The following is an 18,150-nucleotide window of genomic DNA, read 5'->3' on the forward strand; positions in this document are numbered from 1 at the left end:
GAGGTATCGATGAAATTTAATGCTGTTAGTGCTGCGCCGCCACTTCCTTGTTCGCCACAGGTACAAGCGTACCCGAGCCGGAACGAGTTGAAGGACGTCTTTGGTCGTCTCCCGTCCGGAGTGGTGATCGTCACAAGTATTGCCGAAGATCAACTCATGGGCGCGACTGTCAGCTCCTTCAGTTCGCTATCATTTGATCCACCTTTGGTCGTCTTCGGCCTCGCGCAAAAGTCAAAGACGCTTCAGGCGATTTTGCACTCGAGGAAATTTGCTGCTCACATCGTTTCTGAGTCCAACCGCGAGCTCGCCCTCCGGTTTGCATCCGACGGGCATGACAAATTCAAAGGGTTGGTCTGCACACTATCTCACTACGGAGTTCCGATCCTTCCTGGGTTCGATGCGTCCATCGAGTGCTCCTTGGACAGTACGCATATTAGCGGAGATCACCAACTCCTGATCGGCAGGATTCTTGCCACCTCGACCAATGATGAAGTCAGCGCGCCGGTGGCGTGGTTTCGCCGAGACTTTCATTCATGCGTACCCTTTGCCGCCCGGTGAACACAGGGCGGCATCAGCACCAAGAAACAAGGAATTATAGAGTGGACATGAACTTGAAGCTGTTTAAGGAGTCGGCCACGAACCTGCTTGAATCGCCTTACTCCAGTGAGATCGGACGCGGCGTTCGGGAAAAAGCCGCTAAACTCGTTCCCCTGTTGCGCAAGAATGCGTTGGAGGGTGAGAAGCTAGGCGCCTTGAGCCGCGAAAGCCTTCAAGCGCTTAACGATATCGGGGCATTTCGTCTCACGCTACCGACGAATTTCGGGGGTTATGCACTCGGAGCGCGTGATGTGGTCGAGATTGTCAGCGAAATCGGTCGCGGCGATGGTGCCGCGGGCTGGATGGTGTTCGTGGCGGGTGGCCTGCGCAATATTATCTCCTTTCCGGACGATGCGGTCCGCGAGATCTTCGACGAAGGGCAGAATTGGGTCGGACCGCTTGCCGCGGGAGCCTCAATCTTCGCGACCAAGGTTGGCTCTGCCCGCCGCGTCGACGGGGGCTGGATGCTCAGTGGATCATGGCACTTCGGCAGCGGCTGCAAGCATGCAAAATGGATTGCAGTTGGCGTTGATTACGAGCGTGCCCCGGGGGAAATGAGCCGTGCAATGGCCATCCTTCAAGCTGATCAGGTAGAGATCGTCGACAACTGGCATGTGATGGGAATGAAAGCGACCTCATCGAACAGTCTCACGGTAGAAGAAGAGCAATTCGTTCCCGATCGACGCTTCATGGACATGGGTGATTTCCCGATAAGGATGGACGAAACGCGCCGCCGCTACAGCGGCCTCGCCAGCAAATTCGATGCGCGCGGTCTCATGCTTCTCACCAACCTCACTCACATGGCGATTGTGCTTGGGATGGCCCGGGGCGCATTCGAGTGCTACGTCGAGATGGCCAAGAAGCAGCAACCCTTCAATTTGCCTTATGCAAAAGTTGCGGAAATGGCCTCGACGCAGGTCTGCGCGGCCAAGGCCTACGCCATGATCAAGATGGCGGAGGCGGTTGCCCACCGCAGCGCTGACATTCTCGATCGCCACGCACTCGAAGGCATCGAAATCACCAACGGCCAGGAGCAGGCAATGATGATGGAGTCCGTCTACGCGACGAACTCCCTCGATGCCGTCCTCAGCATGCTTCAAATCAGTATCGGGTCGGCGACCGCGAGCGAGAACAATCCAGTGCAGCGATTTGCTCGGGATGTGCGCGTCGCTCTGCTGCATGGTGCCGTTCGTCTCGACCCGACAGCAGAAATTTTCGGGAGGCAGGTTATGGGGATTGAACCATTCCCGATGTTCGCGGGCGGTCTGCCAGACCGGTCGCCACCCGCATCGGCCGCATAAATTCAGCGCTTGTGCGGTAGGAGGCCGCGCAAGCAGCAACTCGGGAGGAGTGAGTTTGGAACAGGGAGTGAGAGCGCACGCGGTCGGCAGGCCGGCGGCGGCGCGCGGATTTGAATACAGCGCGGACGCCTGGAGGGTTCTCGGCGCGCTTTGGCTGGTAGTGCTCTTGGTGGTGGCGGTGCCTAGCGCCGGCATCTCCGTCATCAATGCCCAGATGATCGCAGATCTCGATCTCGATCGTTCAATCTTCGGTTTGGGATTCGGTGTCTTCGTCATGATGATGGGCTTCCAGGGTCCGGTCGTGGCGATCTTGATGCAAAAATTTGGGTATCAGCGCACGGTCACGTTCGGCTGTTCCGTCCTGCTTGTCGGTTCCGTCGCTATGGCGGCGGTCGTCAATACCGGCTGGCAGTACGTCATCGCGTTCGGAGTGGTGGTCGGGACCGGCGTGTGCGTTGCGGGGATGTTGCCTGCTCAGGCGGCAATTGCGCGGTGGTTTCACGTTCGTCGTGCCCTGGCAGTTTCGGTCGTGCTTTCGGCCATCGAGTTTGGCGGGTTTCTGTCGCCGCCGGCCCTTGACCGCCTTCTGGCGGTTTCGGACAATAACTGGCGCCTCGGCTGGTGGGTGATCGCAGGCCTCGCCGCCGTCGCCTTCCTTACCGCCCGGTTCGCCTTGATCGAGCGCGATGTTGAGCGGCTTGTAGCTGAGAACCCGACGATCGTTGAGACGAGGGGGGAAACCGCTGTTTTCAAGAGCCAGATCCACTGGACCTTGAAAGACGCGGTCAGAAGCAGAGCATACTGGCTCATCCTCGCGTACATGAGCGTCGCCGGCGTGGCTTGGGTTTTCCTGATGGCGCACGGCGTGGTCCATCTCCAGGACATCGGCTATTCGTCGGCGGACGCGGCTATGGCCATGGCCATCACGATCGTCGCCTCCTTCATCGGCAATATGACGGCTGGTTTTCTGGGGGACCGCATGTCACCGGCAATCATCGCTGCAGCCAGCATGGCGCTCGTCACCCTTGGCTTCTTTCTGCTGAGCCATCCGGAGGGCTTTGCTGGGATACTGCTTTACGCCGTGCCTGCGGGGATCGGTTACGGCGCTTCGCAGGTCTGCATCATGGCACTTCTGGGAAACTACTTCGGGCGAGAATCCTTCCCGTCGATGTTCGGTTCGATGATGCCGGTTTCCACGTTATGCGCGGCATCGGGAGCGGCTGGCGCCGGAGCGATTTTTGACCGGACCGGATCTTATGCGCTGATGTTCAACATCATTATCGGCCTTTGCGTCGTTGGCGCGCTCGCGGTGCTACTGGCTTCGCCGCCCAGGCCGATGAGCATTGAGGGAGATCGTGCCGGGGGAGCAGGCCGATGAGAGAATTTATCGACATGTGGGAGGGGAGAATGCGCATTCGACTTGGTTATGCCGCCTCGATTGTTCTTATGACTGCAGCTGTTGCTTGTGCAGACGACGATGGTCTTGCCATCGCGGTCCCGCCAGTTAATCCGATCGGCAGCGCCCAGGAACCCGTATTCGTCGGACCATTGTCGGACGCCGGCAAATGGCTCCACGACAGTGGAATCGATATTCACCTCGATTATGTGAACATCTACCAGAACGCACCATCCTTTGGCTTCGAGGGAGGATCCTCAGCAAATTATGGAATGTTCGTCTTCGGGGCCACGGGTAACCTGACGCCTGACCTGAGGATCAAATGGGTCGAGACAATCAACTACCCATCGTACAACACTGACAATTATCTATTCGATCTGTCGAACGCATTTTTTCCAGTGCCCGTTGTGGATTCACGGACTGATCTGACGCGCCTGACTGTCGAAGCCGATTTCCTCGATGACCGGCTTCAGCTCGAGGCAGGCAGAATGGGACTCGGGCAAGACTTTATGACACGGGGCTTTTGCGGGGGACTCGGATGTCTGAATTCGACACTGGCAACAACTCTCAATATGCCGGGGGAAGCGCTTTCCGTTTGGGGTGCACGCGCAGCCTATCATTTCACCCCCCATACCGCGGTCGGCTTCGGGATCGTTGAGGACAATCCAGACAACTGGCAGGAGGGAAATGGCTGGGACTGGGGCAAGGGTGATGCCGCGGGCGTAATTGCGATCGCGAACCTCACGCACAAGGAGTCGTTTTTCGATAATCCGAACCCATTGAAATTTGAGGTTGGCGCCTACTATCGCTCGACGCGTTATGAGGATGCTCTCTACAATTCTGGCTGGGGCAACCCGACCTTCGGGCCGGCACCCACCATCGTTGAACACGAAGGCACGACCGGCGTCTACGGACAGGTCCGTAAAGTCGTCTGGAGCGCACCGGGCGCTGGGCCCGTTCCTGAGAACATCGCCCTGTATGGCGGATTGTTTCACACCTTCGGCGATGGTCAGGCCTATCCTTGGGAGGCCTATGCGGGGATCGAATATTCGGGCTTCTGGGCAGAAAATCCCGTCGCCACGATTGGCGCGTCGATCCATTACATCGGGCTCAGCGAAAAGCGCGCGGAATACGAGAGGAATGCGCGGCTGTTCTTTTCCGGCATCGACGAGAAGCAGCCGCGGGATACGTTCATGTTCGACGTCCATGGAAGCGTTGGACTCTTCGAGCACGGTGTTCTTGATCTCGGAGCCGCCTATATCGTCAACCCCAACACGTCTGTGCTCGCAGATTATTCCTCCGGCCGACAGAAAGACGGCTTTGTCTTCTATGCCACCCTTGCCTTCGACATCAGCGGCGGCCTCGGACTCTCCCCGTTGCGCCGGCCGTGAGGACGTCGTTACGGACCACAAAGGACAATGTCATGGAACATGAAAACAAAGAACAGCTGGAACGCAACAAGCATCTGGTTCGGGAATTCTATCGTCGGGTCTTCGATGGTCAGAACCCTGATGCTGTGAAGGACTTCGTGACTGAGGACTACCGCCAGCACTGCGACCATATACCTAGCGGTCTGTCTGGGCTCGAAGGTTTCGTGAGGGCGATTTTCCCGAATGGGCCGGTGCCAGAGCCCGCCGAGATGCTTATTCCTCCGGCATTCGTCGTCGCCGAAGGAGACATGGTTGTTGTCGCTGCCTTTTTGCCTCAACCGGAACCGGACGGCAGCGGCAAAACCTACGATTATTTCATTTTCGATGCCTTCCGCGTTCGTGGCGATAGGCTTTCCGAGCACTGGAGCAGTGTGAACAAGATTGCCCCCCCAAGCATTGAACCACGCACAACAACCTCGATTGGGAGTACCAACATATGAAGCTTTACCAAGTCCCCGGAGCCTGCTCGACCGCATCACGGATCGTTCTGGAGGAGGTAGCCATTCCGGTCGATCTCGTGGACGTCGATCTGCAGACTAAGAACCTTCGGGACGGAATGAGCTATCTGGACGTCAATCCCAAAGGACAGGTTCCGGCGCTCGTTCTCAACAGCGGCGAGGTCCTTACCGAAGGCGCGGTGATCATGCAGTATGTCGCCGACCAGGCACCGGCTTCCGGGCTTTTGCCGCCACCGGGCGATTTCAACCGCTATCGTGTGCTCGAATGGACGAACTACATCGCAACCGAGTTGCACAAGACCTTCTCGCCGCTCAATCGGCCCAACACGCCGGTGGAATATCGCGACTTGACGAAAGCGACCTTCCTGCCCCGGGTTTTCGGTGTCATCGACACTCGTCTCGCCAGTAGCCCGTATCTGGCCGGGGAAGCGTTCACGATCGCCGACGCCTACGCGTTTGTGGTGCTGGGCTGGGCGAAGAGAGCCGAACTCGATCTCTCGGCCTGGCCGGCAATCGTCGCGTATTTGAAGCGCATCGGCGAGCGTCCCTCCGTCAGAAAGGTACTGAACACGGCGACCTGAGGCCCGACACAATTTCGAGCGGCGAGCCGCGAGGCTCGCGACCCGGCTACATGCAAGCCGAACCGGCGTGTTCCGAACATCGCCGACAAGGTTGTGGTCTCCGCATAACAGGGTGCGGGGGAGGGTTGTTTTGCGGACTCGAACGCGAAGAAGCACCACGGGAAAAAATTCATTCATTCAAGAGAAGGAACCGGAATGACATACCTAATTCGACAGATGGGACATGTGGTCATCTCTTCGCCCGATCCTGTCGGCGCTGCGAAGGACCTTTGTGACGTTGTCGGTCTTCGCATCACCGAGCAGGAAGGTGACAGGGTTTATCTCTCTAGCAACGACCGCCACCACGAAGTGACCTACGTCAAAGGGGACGGCAAGGCAGTGGCCTGCGGGCTGGAGGCCGTGAGCGCCGACGCGGTCGACGAGGTCAAGCGGAGAGCACTGTCCGATGGCCTCACCGTGCTCGGCGACAGGCCGCTCGGCAAACATTACGACAAGGCCGTGCGCCTCGTCGCGCCGGGAGGCACGATCTTTGAGGTCCACACGCCGATCGCCCGCAATCAGCCACGCCGCTACAATTACTCGACGCCCGGAGCGCGGCCCCGCCGCATCGAACATATCAACTCATTTGCGCCGGATACCCAGGCCTTTGGCGAGTTTTGCGAGAAGGTGCTTGGCATGAAGCTGTCGGACCAGACCGGGGAAGATGGCCTGCGTTGGTACCGAGCCGAGGACGGGTTTCACCACACCATAGCCATGGGGCCGGGGGAGAGCGGTCTTCACCATTACGCCTTCGATCTCCACTCGCTCGAGGACCTGGCGGCAATCGCCGACAATCTCACCCTTAAGGACAGGGCACTGGTCTGGGGCCCGGGGCGGCACGGCGCCGGCGGCAACATCTTCACCTACTACGCCGACCCGCATGGCTGCCTGGTCGAAAATTCGATTGAGCTGGACCGCATCGATAATGACGCAACCTACGAGCCACGCACCTGGGACATTTCCGAAGGTCTGGCCGGCCGCTGGCTCAATCTGTGGGGCACGCCTCCCACACCGGGCTTCCTGCGGCCAGGCATCGCATTCGATCCAGACTTCTGATCGTCCGGCATCCGGAGCAGTCGCCGGGCGGTCACGGCCGGTCGAAGGGAGGAAAATTCATGACAGAATACGATGTAATCATTGTCGGTTATGGACCTGCGGGAAAGGTGCTTGCCCGGCAGCTTATCGACGATGGGCACACGGTGGCGGTGGTGGAACGCTGGCCGGAGGCCTATCCGCTGCCGCGGGCGATTGGATACGACCACGAGATAAAGCGTATGTTCCATGCTCTCGGCATATCCAGCGAGGTCGCCACCATTTCCCGAGGGATGGGTCATTACGTCTGGTACAATGCCGATTGGAAAGTCCTGATCGACATCGACGAGACCCGGGAATCTATTTCCGGCGGCTCAACCGGATATACCTTCAATCAGCCGGAACTTGAGCAGATCCTTCATGAGGATCTCCGCCGTCGCGACGGGATCTCCTATTGTCTCGGCATGGAAGCCGTCGCAGCCCGTGACATAGGTGATCACATTAAGGTTGAGCTGGCCCGCTTCGACGCGCAAAGCCTGACCATCGATCATTCAGAAACAAGATCGCTCACCGGACGTTATCTGGTCGGCTGCGACGGAGCCAACAGCTTTGTCCGTCGGCTGATGGATGCACCGGTCATGGATCATGGCTTCGACGAAGCGTGGCTGGTCGTCGATGTCCGGCCAAACGATCTGGACAAGCTCTCAATCCCCGCCGCTGCCCAGTGGTGCAACCCGGCGCGACCAACGACGATCGTGCCCAGTGGCGTGCGCAACAGACGCTGGGAATTCATGTTGCGCGCCGATGAAACTCCCGCGCAAATGTGCGGCGCCGAAAAGGTGTGGGAACTTTTGTCCCCGTGGCTCTCGCCACAAGACGGTGAGCTCATCCGTAGCGCGAACTATCGCTTCCGCTCGCTTCTTGCCCGCGGTTGGCGGAAGGGCCGGATGCTGATTGCCGGTGATGCCGCCCATCTCATGCCACCATTTATGGGGCAGGGCATGTGCGCTGGGCTGCGCGATGTGTGGAATCTCGGTTGGAAGCTCAACCGGGTTCTCGACGGCTCCGCCCCAGAAAACCTGCTCGACAGTTACGAGGCTGAGCGTTCTCCGCATGTGGACGCGGTCATCAGAATCTCCATGGCGATGGGACAGGTGATCTGCGTGCCCGATCTGGAAGCGGCGCGCCGCAGGGATGAGGCCTTTTTTGCCGGAAACCTGCCGCCACCGCCGGTTTTCCCGCCGTTGTCTGATGGAATCATAGCCCGAGACGCTGACGGCAAGCCGATCGGCGCCGCCGGTGAATTTCTCCCACATGATGATCTGGTGCGGGACGGTAGTCCCGTTCGCCTTGACGATCTGATTGGCCGGAATTTCGTGCTGGTAACGCGCGTTGCGGTCGATGAAGCGCGATTGGGGAGACTCGGCATTCGACAAGTCGTGCTTGGCCAAGCCGGCTGGCGCGACATCAACGGGCGGCTATCGCATTGGCTTGAAAGCCGTGATGCCGTCGCCTATCTCGCCCGGCCGGATTTTTACGCCTTCGGCTCCGCTGCCAATACTGATGAGATCGATGCATTGCTTGAGGTCTTTGAAGGTACGATGGGGGGAAGAACGCATGTTCTCAACGAAGTCGTATAGCGCCACCGTCGCACTGGTATTTGGTCACATCGCCGGGATGATCGATCTTGCCGCTCTGCCTGTCTGGGTGGGCACTCTCTCAGCCGGTTTCGGGTTCGGAAACACGCAGGCCGGTGGTTTGGTCACCGCATTCCTGTTCGGCGTCGTGCTTGCCAGCCTTGTGGTGGCGCGTGTGTTTCACAAAGTACCCGGCCATGTGTTGGCACCAGTCGGCTATGGCGCCAGCGCCATCTGCCTTTTTGCGATGTCGCAGCTTCCGCCGACTTTCGGTAGCTTCCTCGTCGCGCATGCGCTTGCCGGCATGGCCACGGGAACCGCGCTGTCGACGACGCATGGGACCATGGGTCGGACGGCTAATCCTTTGCGGATGTTCGCTCTCGGCTCGGCCGGCTTTGGTGTGTTCGCGCTGGTGTTTCTCGGGACGGCACCTGCGGTTGTCGCCTCAAGTGGTCCTGCCATGTTCTTTGTGATTCTCGCCGCGATCATGGGAGCGGTAGCGCTCGTCACATTGGCTTTCTTTCCCAGGCAGCAGGCAGAGACGGATACGCATGACCATGTGACCGGTCGCATTCCCGCGATCGTCTGGCTGGTTACCTTTGGGGTGATGCTGATGAACTTCGTGCAGGCGCTGACTTTTTCCTATGTGGAAAGGATCGGCGTGGTGAGGGGCTATGGTGAGGACGCGGTTCAGATGATCCTCCTCTCGATCGGGGTCGTCAACATGTTCCCCGCCTTGGTCGCAGCCGTACTCCAGGAGCGGCTAGCGCCGCTGAAGGTTGGCATCGCGGGGGCGATCCTACAGGCTCTCCTTTCCGTCCTCATTACCGGCTCGAGTGATTTCCTGCTCTATGCGCTGCCGTCGCTCTTCTTCGCTGCGGTCATGATCTTCACGCATACATTCCTGTTTGGCTTCCTAGCGCAGGCTGATCCCTCCTCGCGGGCCGCGGCCGCGACGCCGGCGATGACGATGTCGGGCTCGGCCATCGCACCGCTCTTGGGCGGCGTCCTGTCGGACGTCATCGGCTACCACGCCATCGGCCTGACGGCGGTCATGGTCGCCTGCGTGACGGTGACGCTATTTGCGCGGGCCAATCAGTTCGCGCGTCCGGTCCGACAGGCCAGCACGACGTGACGATCTGCTGCTCAAACACTTTCAAGGAGATGAATTCATGAGTTTTACACCTCATCCCGACCATCGTTACCGAATGCCCGTCGTCTTCGGACCGGCGGTTGGTCCGCGCCAAAGGCCCGGCGGTGGCATGTGGTCACTGGAAGACACCGGCACGATGAATGCGGAATGGATGGCAATCACCTACCGCACCGATGCCGAGAAGCTGAAAGCTCTTCTGCCGCCCGGCATGAGTTTGCGAGGCGAGCCATTGCTCAGCGTTTCCTGTGCCTGGTTCAAGAACCTCTACTGGCTCGCCGGTCGAGGTTACGGCATTCTGTCGCTTGACTTTCCGGTGACCTACCGCGGAAAGACCGAGACGCTTGAGGGCTCCTTTTGCCCGGTGATCTGGGAGGGCCAACCCGAGGCGATCCTGACCGGCCGCGACGAGATGGGTTTCCCGAAACTCTTTTGCGACATGCCCGAAATTGCCTGGGAGCGCGAAAAAGGTACGGCTTCTTGCGAGACGTCCTGGTTCGGCTTCAAGTTCTTCGATATCGCGCTCACCGATATGGTCGAGGACGATGCACCACCGAGCCTGCCCGGTTCGGGCGGTGGCGCGGCCATGTACTATAAATATGTGCCCCGCACGAACCCGCAGAAGGGGGGCGGCGCCGACGTCGCCTATGTCACCACGCCGGCGCCGCGGCCAGGCGAAGGCCGTCCCGATGCCATCAGTTTCGAGGGCTACGACTTCAAACGGTGGAGGGCCAATGGCAGCTTCAACTGGCATCGCGCCACGTTCGAGCAACTCCCGACGACCTTCCACATCGTCAACACCATTGCAGACCTCCCATGTCTCGAAGTTGTCAGGACCGAAATGGTCGCCTTTTCGGGACCTGGCATCGGTGTATCCGTAAACAGCATCCGACCGGTCGAACCGGCGACAGAATGAACAGGAAAAAGATATGAAACTTGCCAGATTTGCGGTCGAAGGAAAAACCAGACTTGGGAGGGTCGAAGGCGACTACGTCTTCGATCTCACAAATATCGCGCCTGCCCTGAATGGCTCCATGAAGCTCTTGATCGAAAGGTTGCACGAACTGCGACCCGCCGTTCAGTCCGTGAACGCGCCCTGTTTCCTACTGTCCGAAGTGCGTTTGCTTGCGCCGATCGATGATCCCCGCAAATTCCTGGCCATCGGGATGAATTACAAGGCTCATGCCGAGGAGGCTGCCGCCGCGGGGATCGCGACCCCAAAGTCGCAGCTCTGGTTCAATAAGCAGGTCACCTGCATCAATGGGCCCTTCGACGACATTGTGATCCCAAACGTCTCCGAAAAGGTCGATTACGAGGCTGAACTGGGTTTTGTCATCGGAAGAAAATGCCGGCATGTCAGGCGGGAGGACGCCCGGTCCGTTATTGCTGGCTATTTCGTCGCGAACGACGTCACGGCGCGTGACTGGCAGTTCCGCTCGCCCACCTATACACTCGGCAAGAGCTTCGACACGCACGGTCCAATTGGCCCGTGGATCACCACCGACGACGAGATCGTTGATCCTCACGATTTGACCCTTACGCTCTCCCTCAATGGTGAAGAGCGCCAGCGGACCTCGACTGGCGACATGATCTATAACATCTGGGATCAAATCGCCTATCTCTCAACCGTGATGACCCTCGAACCGGGCGATATCATCGCAACCGGAACGCCGTCGAACGTAGGAATTGCGACAGAAACGTTCATGAAGCCGGGGGACGTCGTGCGAGTGGAAGTCAGCGGCCTCGGCGTTATCGAAAACCACTTTGTCGCCGAATGAGGAGAAACGACATGGACGTAGATCTTTTGATTTCCGGAAGGAGCGTGCTCGCGTCACGAAACAAGACGTTCCAGAGGCTTAACCCTTATAATAACGAGGTCGCTTCAGTTGTAGCAGCCGGCTCGCCGGAAGACGCGGTCGCCGCGGTGCGCGCCGCGCACGAGGCTTTCCCTGCTTGGTCGGCAAAAGGTCCGCATGAGCGGCGAAAGCTCCTTCTTAAGGCCGCAGACCTTATGGAGCAGCGCTCCGGCGATTTCATCGCGTCTACGACGGAGGAAACAGGTGCGACCGGCCCTTGGGGCGCCTTCAACGTCTCCGTTGCTGCGAAGATGCTGCGAGAGGCGGCATCAATGACGACCCAGATTGCCGGGGAAATCATCCCCAGCGAGAAACCCGGCAGCATGGCAATGGCTGTCCGCCAAGCAGTTGGGGTTTGTGTTGGCATCGCTCCCTGGAATGCTCCGGTCATTCTTGGTACGCGCGCAATCGCCACACCTTTGGCCTGCGGCAACACCGTGGTGCTTAAAGCATCCGAAATGTGCCCCCGAACCCATCGGATGATCGGCGAGGTGCTGAATGACGCAGGAATTCCTTCAGGCGTCGTGAATGTCATAACGAATACTCCGGAGGATGCAGCCCGGATCGTCGAAGCGCTTGTCCGGGCGCCGGAGGTGAAGAGAGTAAATTTCACCGGTTCGACCCGCGTCGGCCGGATCATCGCAAAGCTGTGCGCGGAGGAGCTCAAGCCTTGCTTGTTGGAACTTGGTGGCAAAGCCCCATTCATCGTGCTTGACGATGCGGATGTTGAGGCTGCGGTCAATGGTGCGGTGTTCGGAGCTTTTATGAACATGGGCCAGATATGCATGTCGACGGAGCGCATAATCGTCGTTGAAACCATTGCTGACCAGTTCACGAAGGCGCTCGCTGAGAAAGCCGATAAACTGCCTGCGGATGACCCCAATGGCCCGAATGTTTTAGGGGCGTTGGTGAGTCTTGAGGCTGCGTTGAAGATGGACGCAATTATTGCAGACGCCTTGGACAAGGGCGCCAAAATCATCGCCGGGGGCAGGCGGAATGGTGCCGTGGTCGAAGCAACAGTCCTCGATCATGTCACACCGGCAATGCGAATATACGGCGAGGAGTCCTTTGGACCCGTCAAACCGATCATCCGCGTGAAGGATGCGGAGGAAGCTGTCGCAATCGCAAACGACACTGAGTATGGACTTGCCGCTTCGCTCTATACGAGCGATGTCACGGCCGGTTTGAGAATCGCGGCGCGCATCAAGTCCGGCATTTGCCATATTAACGGGCCGACAGTTGCCGATGAGCCGCAGATGCCTTTCGGGGGCGTCAAGGAATCAGGGTGGGGACGGTTCGGTGGCAAAGCAGCGATCTCAGAGTTCACCGATCTTCGGTGGATCACCATCGAGGATCCGAAGCAAGGCTATCCATTCTAATTGAACCAAACTGCATTCCACGTGTTTGCTCGGCCGGCGGCCGGCCCACATCGCGCAGCTATCGGACTATTTGCCGACCGACCGGGACGGCTTGGCGACTGAGGCGTCGCTGAGCCAGGCCCGAGCCACGCTGCTATTGACATTGGCTCGTTCGCAAAGGTGCCACCCAGATCCGGAGAGGGAGATGAAAAAAGTCGTTGTAAATCCACAGGAAGCTCTGGCCGATACATTGTTCGATGGAATGACAATCATGGCCGGCGGCTTCGGTGTCTGCGGTATTCCCACGGTCCTTATCGAGGCAATCCGTCAATCGGGCGTGAAGGACCTCACAGTTATCTCGAACAATGCCGGCATCGACAATTTCGGACTCGGCATCCTGCTAGAAAGCCGTCAAATCCGAAAAATGATCTCTTCCTATGTCGGGGAGAACAAGCTGTTTGCCGCACAGTTCCTGTCAGGCGCACTCGAACTGGAATTCAACCCCCAGGGAACATTGGCTGAACGAATTCGGGCAGGCGGTGCTGGGATCCCTGGGTTCTACACGAAGACTGGCGTTGGGACGGTCGTTGCTGACAGCAAGGAAACGCGAATGTTCGGCGACGCCGAGTACATTTTAGAAACCAGCCTAGTCGCAGATCTCGCTATTATCCATGCGTTCAAAGGGGACACTGAAGGTAACCTTGTCTATCGAAAAACTGCAAGAAATTTCAATCCCGTGATGGCGACCGCGGCCAAAGTGACCATAGCCCAGGTTGAGCACCTTGTCCCCGCGGGGACCATTGATCCCGATGGCGTCCATACACCTGGCATCTTTGTACAGAAGGTTCTGCAGGTGTCGAATCCTGAAAAGCGGATCGAACAACGGACGGTTCGGCCCAAACCGCACAAGGAGCTTGCCTGACATGGCGTGGACCCGGGAACAGATGGCTGCGCGAGCCGCGCGTGAACTGAAAGACGGCTTTTACGTGAATTTGGGAATCGGTATACCCACGCTCGTGGCAAACTTCATACCGCAAGGAATGGAAGTGACGCTCCAGAGCGAGAACGGGATGCTTGGGATGGGGCCGTTTCCCATCGATGGAGAAGAAGATGCCGATTTGATCAATGCCGGCAAACAAACCATCACAGAGGCACCCAACACCAGTTACTTTTCGTCGGCCGAGAGCTTCGCAATGATCCGGGGCGGTCATATCGATCTTTCTATCCTTGGCGCAATGCAAGTGTCCGAAAGAGGCGATCTTGCCAATTGGATGATTCCGGGAAAGATGGTGAAGGGCATGGGTGGCGCGATGGATCTCGTTGCCGGCGCCAAGCGCGTGATCGTATTGATGGAACATCAAGCCGGTGGCGAACCGAAACTCGTTGGAGAATGTACCTTGCCGCTTACGGGTCGTGGGGTCGCCGATCTCATTATCACGGATCTCGGCGTCTTCAAAATCGATCGAAAGGGTACGACGGGAATGTGCTTGATCGAGTTGGCACAAGATGTGTCCCTGGCGGAAATTCGATCAAGAACGCCCGCGTCGTTCAGTGTTCTGCTTACCTGTGACAGTTCGATATAGTTGGTAATGGTGGTGCTCGTGACAAGCTCTATTCGGCCCTACCGCAAACCGCACCCAAGTCATGTTTTGGCCAAAGAGTTGATTGTCCGTTGTCTGTAAAAATTGAGTTCAACGGGTTCAAGATCGTGGGCGTCCTGAGAACATAACGCCGCTTTTTTTCCTTGGTGGCCAACGTACTCGTCATGGTCTTGACGGCTAGGAGGCGGCCTTGCAGCATGATCGTTATAACCGTGTCTGAGAAGAATGGCTTCCGGCTGAAGATCAACCACGTCCTTGATCAAGAAAGCCGTTCTGCCCTATTTCATTTCAGCCGCGCTACAAAGGTGCCCATTTAAAGCACCCGCCCTCCACGGCGGTGGCGAAGGTCGAGTTCGAAAGTCATGAGAGAATGACTTTGCCACCGGGGTAGCGCCCCGGTTCGAATTGACGTTCTCCAGCCCGAAGATCTCCTGGCAGGCCGCGTGTCCGACGGTCCAATATGCGACGTGAGTGTTGTAAAGAAAAAGACGTGGCGGAATGCACATGATTGGTTGCATTCGTTTTTAAGTCGGCTTTCGAACCGTCTGCTCAATCGTCCTCAACGAATACCTGATCGCGCTTCGAACGGATGGATGGCAGCAAGGCGGCAATTACGCACAGCAGCCCGATCCCAAGAAGGGAGGCGGCAATGGGGTTTGTGACAAATACCGTCGGATCACCGCGCGAGATGATCATGGCCCGGCGCAAATGTTCCTCAAGCAGCGGCCCAAGAACGAAGCCGAGCAGGAGCGGCGCCGGTTCGCAGCCAACGCGGATGAGAACATATCCGAGAACGCCGGAGGCGATGATGGCGTAGACATCGAACGGATTGTTGTTGATTGAGTAGCAGCCGATCGAAGCAAAGACGACGATCGCTGGAAATAGCATCCGATAGGGAATCGTCAGCATCTTCACCCATAGCCCGATGAGTGGGAGATTGAGGATGACGAGCAGGAGGTTGCCGACCCACATGGACGCGATGATGCCCCAGAACAGTGCGGGCTGACTGTTGATCACATCAGGACCGGGCGTGATCCCCTGCAATATGAAAGCTCCCACAATCAGGGCCATGACCGGATGTGCTGGGATGCCGAGAGTGAGTAGCGGGATGAAAGATGTCTGGGCGGCGGCGTTGTTGGCGCTTTCTGGACCGGCCACGCCTTCGATTGCGCCGTGACCGAACTCTTCCGGCGTCTTGGAGAGATTCTTTTCCGCAGAATAGCTCGCGAACGAGGCGAGCACATGTCCGCCGCCGGGAAGGACGCCCAGGATCGATCCGAGCGCAGTGCCTCTCAAGACCGGACCCACGATCCGGCGGAAATCCTGCTTGCTAAGCCACAGGTTAGTCACTCTTTTTACACCTACTTCACGCGTATGCTCGTGCTGCAGATTGCGGAAGATTTCCGCGACGCCGAACACGCCAACAGCGATGGAGACGAAGTTGATGCCTTGCGACAGCTCCAGATATCCGAAGGTGAAGCGCTCTTCGCCGGTGTAGATGTCCTGCCCAACGGTGCCCAGCAACAGGCCGACGATGATCATGCCGAGCGCCTTCAGGACGGAGCCATGCGCAAGCGAGATCGATACCAGAAGGCCGAGAACGATCAGCGCGAAATATTCCGGTGCGCCGAATTCAAGCGCGACCGCGGCAAGAGGCGGCGCTGCAATCGCCAGGAGCATGGTTGCCACGCATCCCGCGAAAAAAGACCCAAGGGCTGCCGTGGCCAAAGCCTGACCCGCCCGTCCTTTCCTTGCCATCTGATAACCGTCGATGGCGGTCACCGCCGAGGAACTTTCCCCCGGCAGATTAATGAGGATCGCCGTCGTTGATCCGCCGTACTGAGCGCCATAATAAATGCCGGATAACATGATGAGCGATGTCACGGGCGAGAACGTAAAGGTTATCGGCAGCAGCATGGCAATCGTCGCAGTCGGCCCTATGCCGGGCAACACACCAACCAGTGTGCCAAGCAGCACGCCGACAAAGCACCAGACGATATTGACAGGCGTCAGCGCCGTTTCAAACCCAAGCGCGAGATTGGAAAACAGATCCATCATCGAAGCCACCTCAGAAGCCGAGAGCCGGACCGAAGGTCGGCAGCGATACGGCAAGACCGATCTTGAAGATCACGTAGCACAGGACTGCCATGGCGAGCGCGCTGACCAGGGCGGACAGAGGCGCGTTCTTCCGCGAGGCAAGGGCCGTCATGAAGGTACAGAGGAAAACGACCGGGATGAGCCCGAGCGAACGAGCCCCGGCGCCAAAGACCGCAAGCGCCAAGCACACGAGGATCAGTCCGCGCCAGGGCACGGCGCCATCGACTGGCTCCGGCGGCTTGCGCAATCCATCGATCAGGATCAGCGATCCAAATATGAAAAGTGTCACGGCCAGCACGATCGGGAAAAAGCCCGGGCCCATCTGCAGCGCGCTTCCGAAGTCGTATTTCGAACCCTGCACGATGAAGAGGGCCGCGATCGCGATGAATATACCGCCCGCAATCCCGTTGTGGCGGCTGTACCTGACCGACGAGTCTTCCATTTTTTCTCTCCCGAACCTCGACATGAACTGTCAGAGAATGTTGGACCCTGCGATTGCCTCGCAGACGGCGTCTGTGACGTGCTGCGTATTGGCTGTGCCGCCGACGTCCGGCGTCAGGATGCCGGCCTCGGTGACGCGCTCGACGGCCGCCATCAGTCGCGCTGCGGCTTCCTTTTCGCCGAGATGTTCAAGCATCTGGGCTGCCGTCCAGAAGGTGGCGATTGGATTGGCGATGCCCTTGCCGGTAATGTCGAAAGCAGATCCGTGGATCGGTTCGAACATTGACGGGAAGCGGCGTTCCGGATCGATGTTGCCGGTGGGAGCCACGCCGAGCGAGCCTGCCAGCGCACCGGCCAGATCGGAGAGAATGTCGGCATGGAGGTTGGTGGCAACGATCGTGTCGAGGCTCTTCGGGTTCAGCGTCATGCGAACCGTCATGGCGTCCACCAGCATCTTGTCCCAGGTGACGTCGGGGAATTCCTTCGATACTTCCGCGGCGATTTCGTCCCACATGACCATACCGTGGCGCTGCGCATTCGACTTGGTGACGACGGTGAGCAGCTTGCGCGGGCGGGATTGAGCCAGCTTGAACGCGTAGCGCATGATGCGGGAGACACCGACGCGGGTAAAGATCGCCACTTCGGTGCCGACTTCCTCCGGCAGGCCCTTGTGTGCACGCCCGCCATGACCGGAATATTCACCCTCCGAGTTTTCGCGCACGATAACCCAATCGAGATCGCCCGGGCCGCAATTGCGCAACGGTGGCGTGATGCCCGGCAGGATCTTGGTGGGGCGCACATTCGCATACTGGTCGAACCCCTGGCAGATCGGCAGACGCAGGCCCCACAACGTGATGTGGTCAGGCACATCCGGCGCACCCACGGCGCCGAAATAGATCGCATCAAATTTCTTGAGCGTTTCCAGCCCGTCCGCCGGCATCATCACGCCGTGTTTCTTGTAGTAGTCGGACCCCCAGTCGAAGGTTTCCGAGTGGATCTTGAAGTCGCCGCTACGCTTTTCCAGCGCTTCGAGAACCTGAAGTCCCGCCGCAATCACTTCCGGCCCAATGCCATCCGCAGGAATGGCAGCTATCTTGTATTCACGCATAAGAAACCTCGAAACATCGATTGAGAGCAAGCCGTGTCCAAAAGGACACGGCAAATGGTCGCCCGGAA

The 18,150-nt window shown here is 58.5% G+C and carries 17 protein-coding genes; 14 read left to right on the plus strand and 3 right to left on the minus strand.

Going from position 1 to position 18,150, the window contains the following annotated elements:
• Positions 1-9: 9 nt before the first annotated feature.
• The 14 genes from ACQZ5N_RS16455 (at position 10) to ACQZ5N_RS16520 (ending at position 14,418) form a co-directional block, all read left to right on the plus strand.
• Positions 10-558: a flavin reductase family protein gene (locus tag ACQZ5N_RS16455; protein ID WP_448733501.1), complete on the plus strand. Its 549-nt coding sequence runs from the start codon at positions 10-12 to the stop codon at positions 556-558.
• 47 nt (positions 559-605) lie between these two features.
• On the plus strand, positions 606-1,898 hold the full coding sequence (locus ACQZ5N_RS16460; RefSeq protein ID WP_448733502.1) for an acyl-CoA dehydrogenase family protein: 1,293 nt from the start codon (positions 606-608) through the stop codon (positions 1,896-1,898).
• A 55-nt stretch (positions 1,899-1,953) separates the two neighbouring features.
• On the plus strand, positions 1,954-3,276 hold the full coding sequence (locus ACQZ5N_RS16465) for an MFS transporter (protein WP_448733503.1): 1,323 nt from the start codon (positions 1,954-1,956) through the stop codon (positions 3,274-3,276).
• Entirely contained in the window at positions 3,273-4,685 is a 1,413-nt protein-coding gene (locus tag ACQZ5N_RS16470) for a carbohydrate porin (RefSeq protein WP_448733504.1), read from the plus strand. Before ACQZ5N_RS16465 ends, ACQZ5N_RS16470 begins: the two co-directional genes overlap by 4 nt.
• 32 nt (positions 4,686-4,717) lie before the next feature.
• On the plus strand, positions 4,718-5,164 hold the full coding sequence (locus ACQZ5N_RS16475) for a nuclear transport factor 2 family protein (protein ID WP_448733505.1): 447 nt from the start codon (positions 4,718-4,720) through the stop codon (positions 5,162-5,164).
• A complete protein-coding gene (gstA, locus tag ACQZ5N_RS16480) occupies positions 5,161-5,763 on the plus strand; it encodes a glutathione transferase GstA (protein ID WP_448733506.1) in 603 nt (200 codons plus the stop codon). Before ACQZ5N_RS16475 ends, gstA begins: the two co-directional genes overlap by 4 nt.
• A gap of 195 nt (positions 5,764-5,958) precedes the next feature.
• Positions 5,959-6,858 (plus strand): VOC family protein, encoded by a 900-nt coding sequence (locus tag ACQZ5N_RS16485; RefSeq protein WP_448733507.1) that lies wholly within the window; start codon positions 5,959-5,961, stop codon positions 6,856-6,858.
• 59 nt (positions 6,859-6,917) lie between these two features.
• The gene (locus tag ACQZ5N_RS16490; RefSeq protein ID WP_448733508.1) at positions 6,918-8,474 is read left to right on the plus strand and encodes a bifunctional 3-(3-hydroxy-phenyl)propionate/3-hydroxycinnamic acid hydroxylase; all 1,557 of its coding nucleotides are present in this window, start codon (positions 6,918-6,920) and stop codon (positions 8,472-8,474) included.
• Entirely contained in the window at positions 8,452-9,606 is a 1,155-nt protein-coding gene (locus tag ACQZ5N_RS16495; protein ID WP_448733509.1) for an MFS transporter, read from the plus strand. The genes ACQZ5N_RS16490 and ACQZ5N_RS16495 overlap by 23 nt, the downstream gene beginning before the upstream one ends.
• 37 nt (positions 9,607-9,643) lie before the next feature.
• On the plus strand, positions 9,644-10,537 hold the full coding sequence (locus tag ACQZ5N_RS16500; RefSeq protein WP_448733510.1) for an acetoacetate decarboxylase family protein: 894 nt from the start codon (positions 9,644-9,646) through the stop codon (positions 10,535-10,537).
• A gap of 13 nt (positions 10,538-10,550) precedes the next feature.
• The gene (locus ACQZ5N_RS16505) at positions 10,551-11,399 is read left to right on the plus strand and encodes a fumarylacetoacetate hydrolase family protein (protein ID WP_448733511.1); all 849 of its coding nucleotides are present in this window, start codon (positions 10,551-10,553) and stop codon (positions 11,397-11,399) included.
• Positions 11,400-11,410: 11 nt separating this feature from the next.
• Positions 11,411-12,856 carry an aldehyde dehydrogenase gene (locus ACQZ5N_RS16510; protein WP_448733512.1) on the plus strand — a complete coding sequence of 482 codons (1,446 nt, stop codon included), beginning with the start codon at positions 11,411-11,413 and terminating at the stop codon, positions 12,854-12,856.
• Between the two features lie 184 nt (positions 12,857-13,040).
• Positions 13,041-13,757, plus strand: coding sequence for a CoA transferase subunit A (locus tag ACQZ5N_RS16515; protein WP_448733513.1), 717 nt, complete (start codon positions 13,041-13,043; stop codon positions 13,755-13,757).
• Between the two features lies 1 nt (position 13,758).
• On the plus strand, positions 13,759-14,418 hold the full coding sequence (locus ACQZ5N_RS16520; protein WP_448733514.1) for a CoA transferase subunit B: 660 nt from the start codon (positions 13,759-13,761) through the stop codon (positions 14,416-14,418).
• Between the two features lie 567 nt (positions 14,419-14,985).
• Here ACQZ5N_RS16520 and ACQZ5N_RS16525 read toward each other — a convergent pair.
• The 3 genes from ACQZ5N_RS16525 to ACQZ5N_RS16535 are packed head-to-tail and all read right to left on the minus strand — an operon-like array spanning position 14,986 to position 18,082.
• Positions 14,986-16,491 carry a tripartite tricarboxylate transporter permease gene (locus ACQZ5N_RS16525; RefSeq protein WP_448733574.1) on the minus strand — a complete coding sequence of 502 codons (1,506 nt, stop codon included), beginning with the start codon at positions 16,489-16,491 and terminating at the stop codon, positions 14,986-14,988.
• A 13-nt stretch (positions 16,492-16,504) separates the two neighbouring features.
• Complete coding sequence (locus tag ACQZ5N_RS16530; RefSeq protein WP_448733515.1) at positions 16,505-16,975, minus strand: tripartite tricarboxylate transporter TctB family protein; 471 nt, start codon at positions 16,973-16,975, stop codon at positions 16,505-16,507.
• 30 nt (positions 16,976-17,005) lie between these two features.
• The gene (locus ACQZ5N_RS16535; RefSeq protein WP_448733516.1) at positions 17,006-18,082 is read right to left on the minus strand and encodes a tartrate dehydrogenase; all 1,077 of its coding nucleotides are present in this window, start codon (positions 18,080-18,082) and stop codon (positions 17,006-17,008) included.
• Positions 18,083-18,150 lie beyond the last annotated feature (68 nt).

The organism is Agrobacterium sp. 22-221-1 (assembly GCF_053522445.1).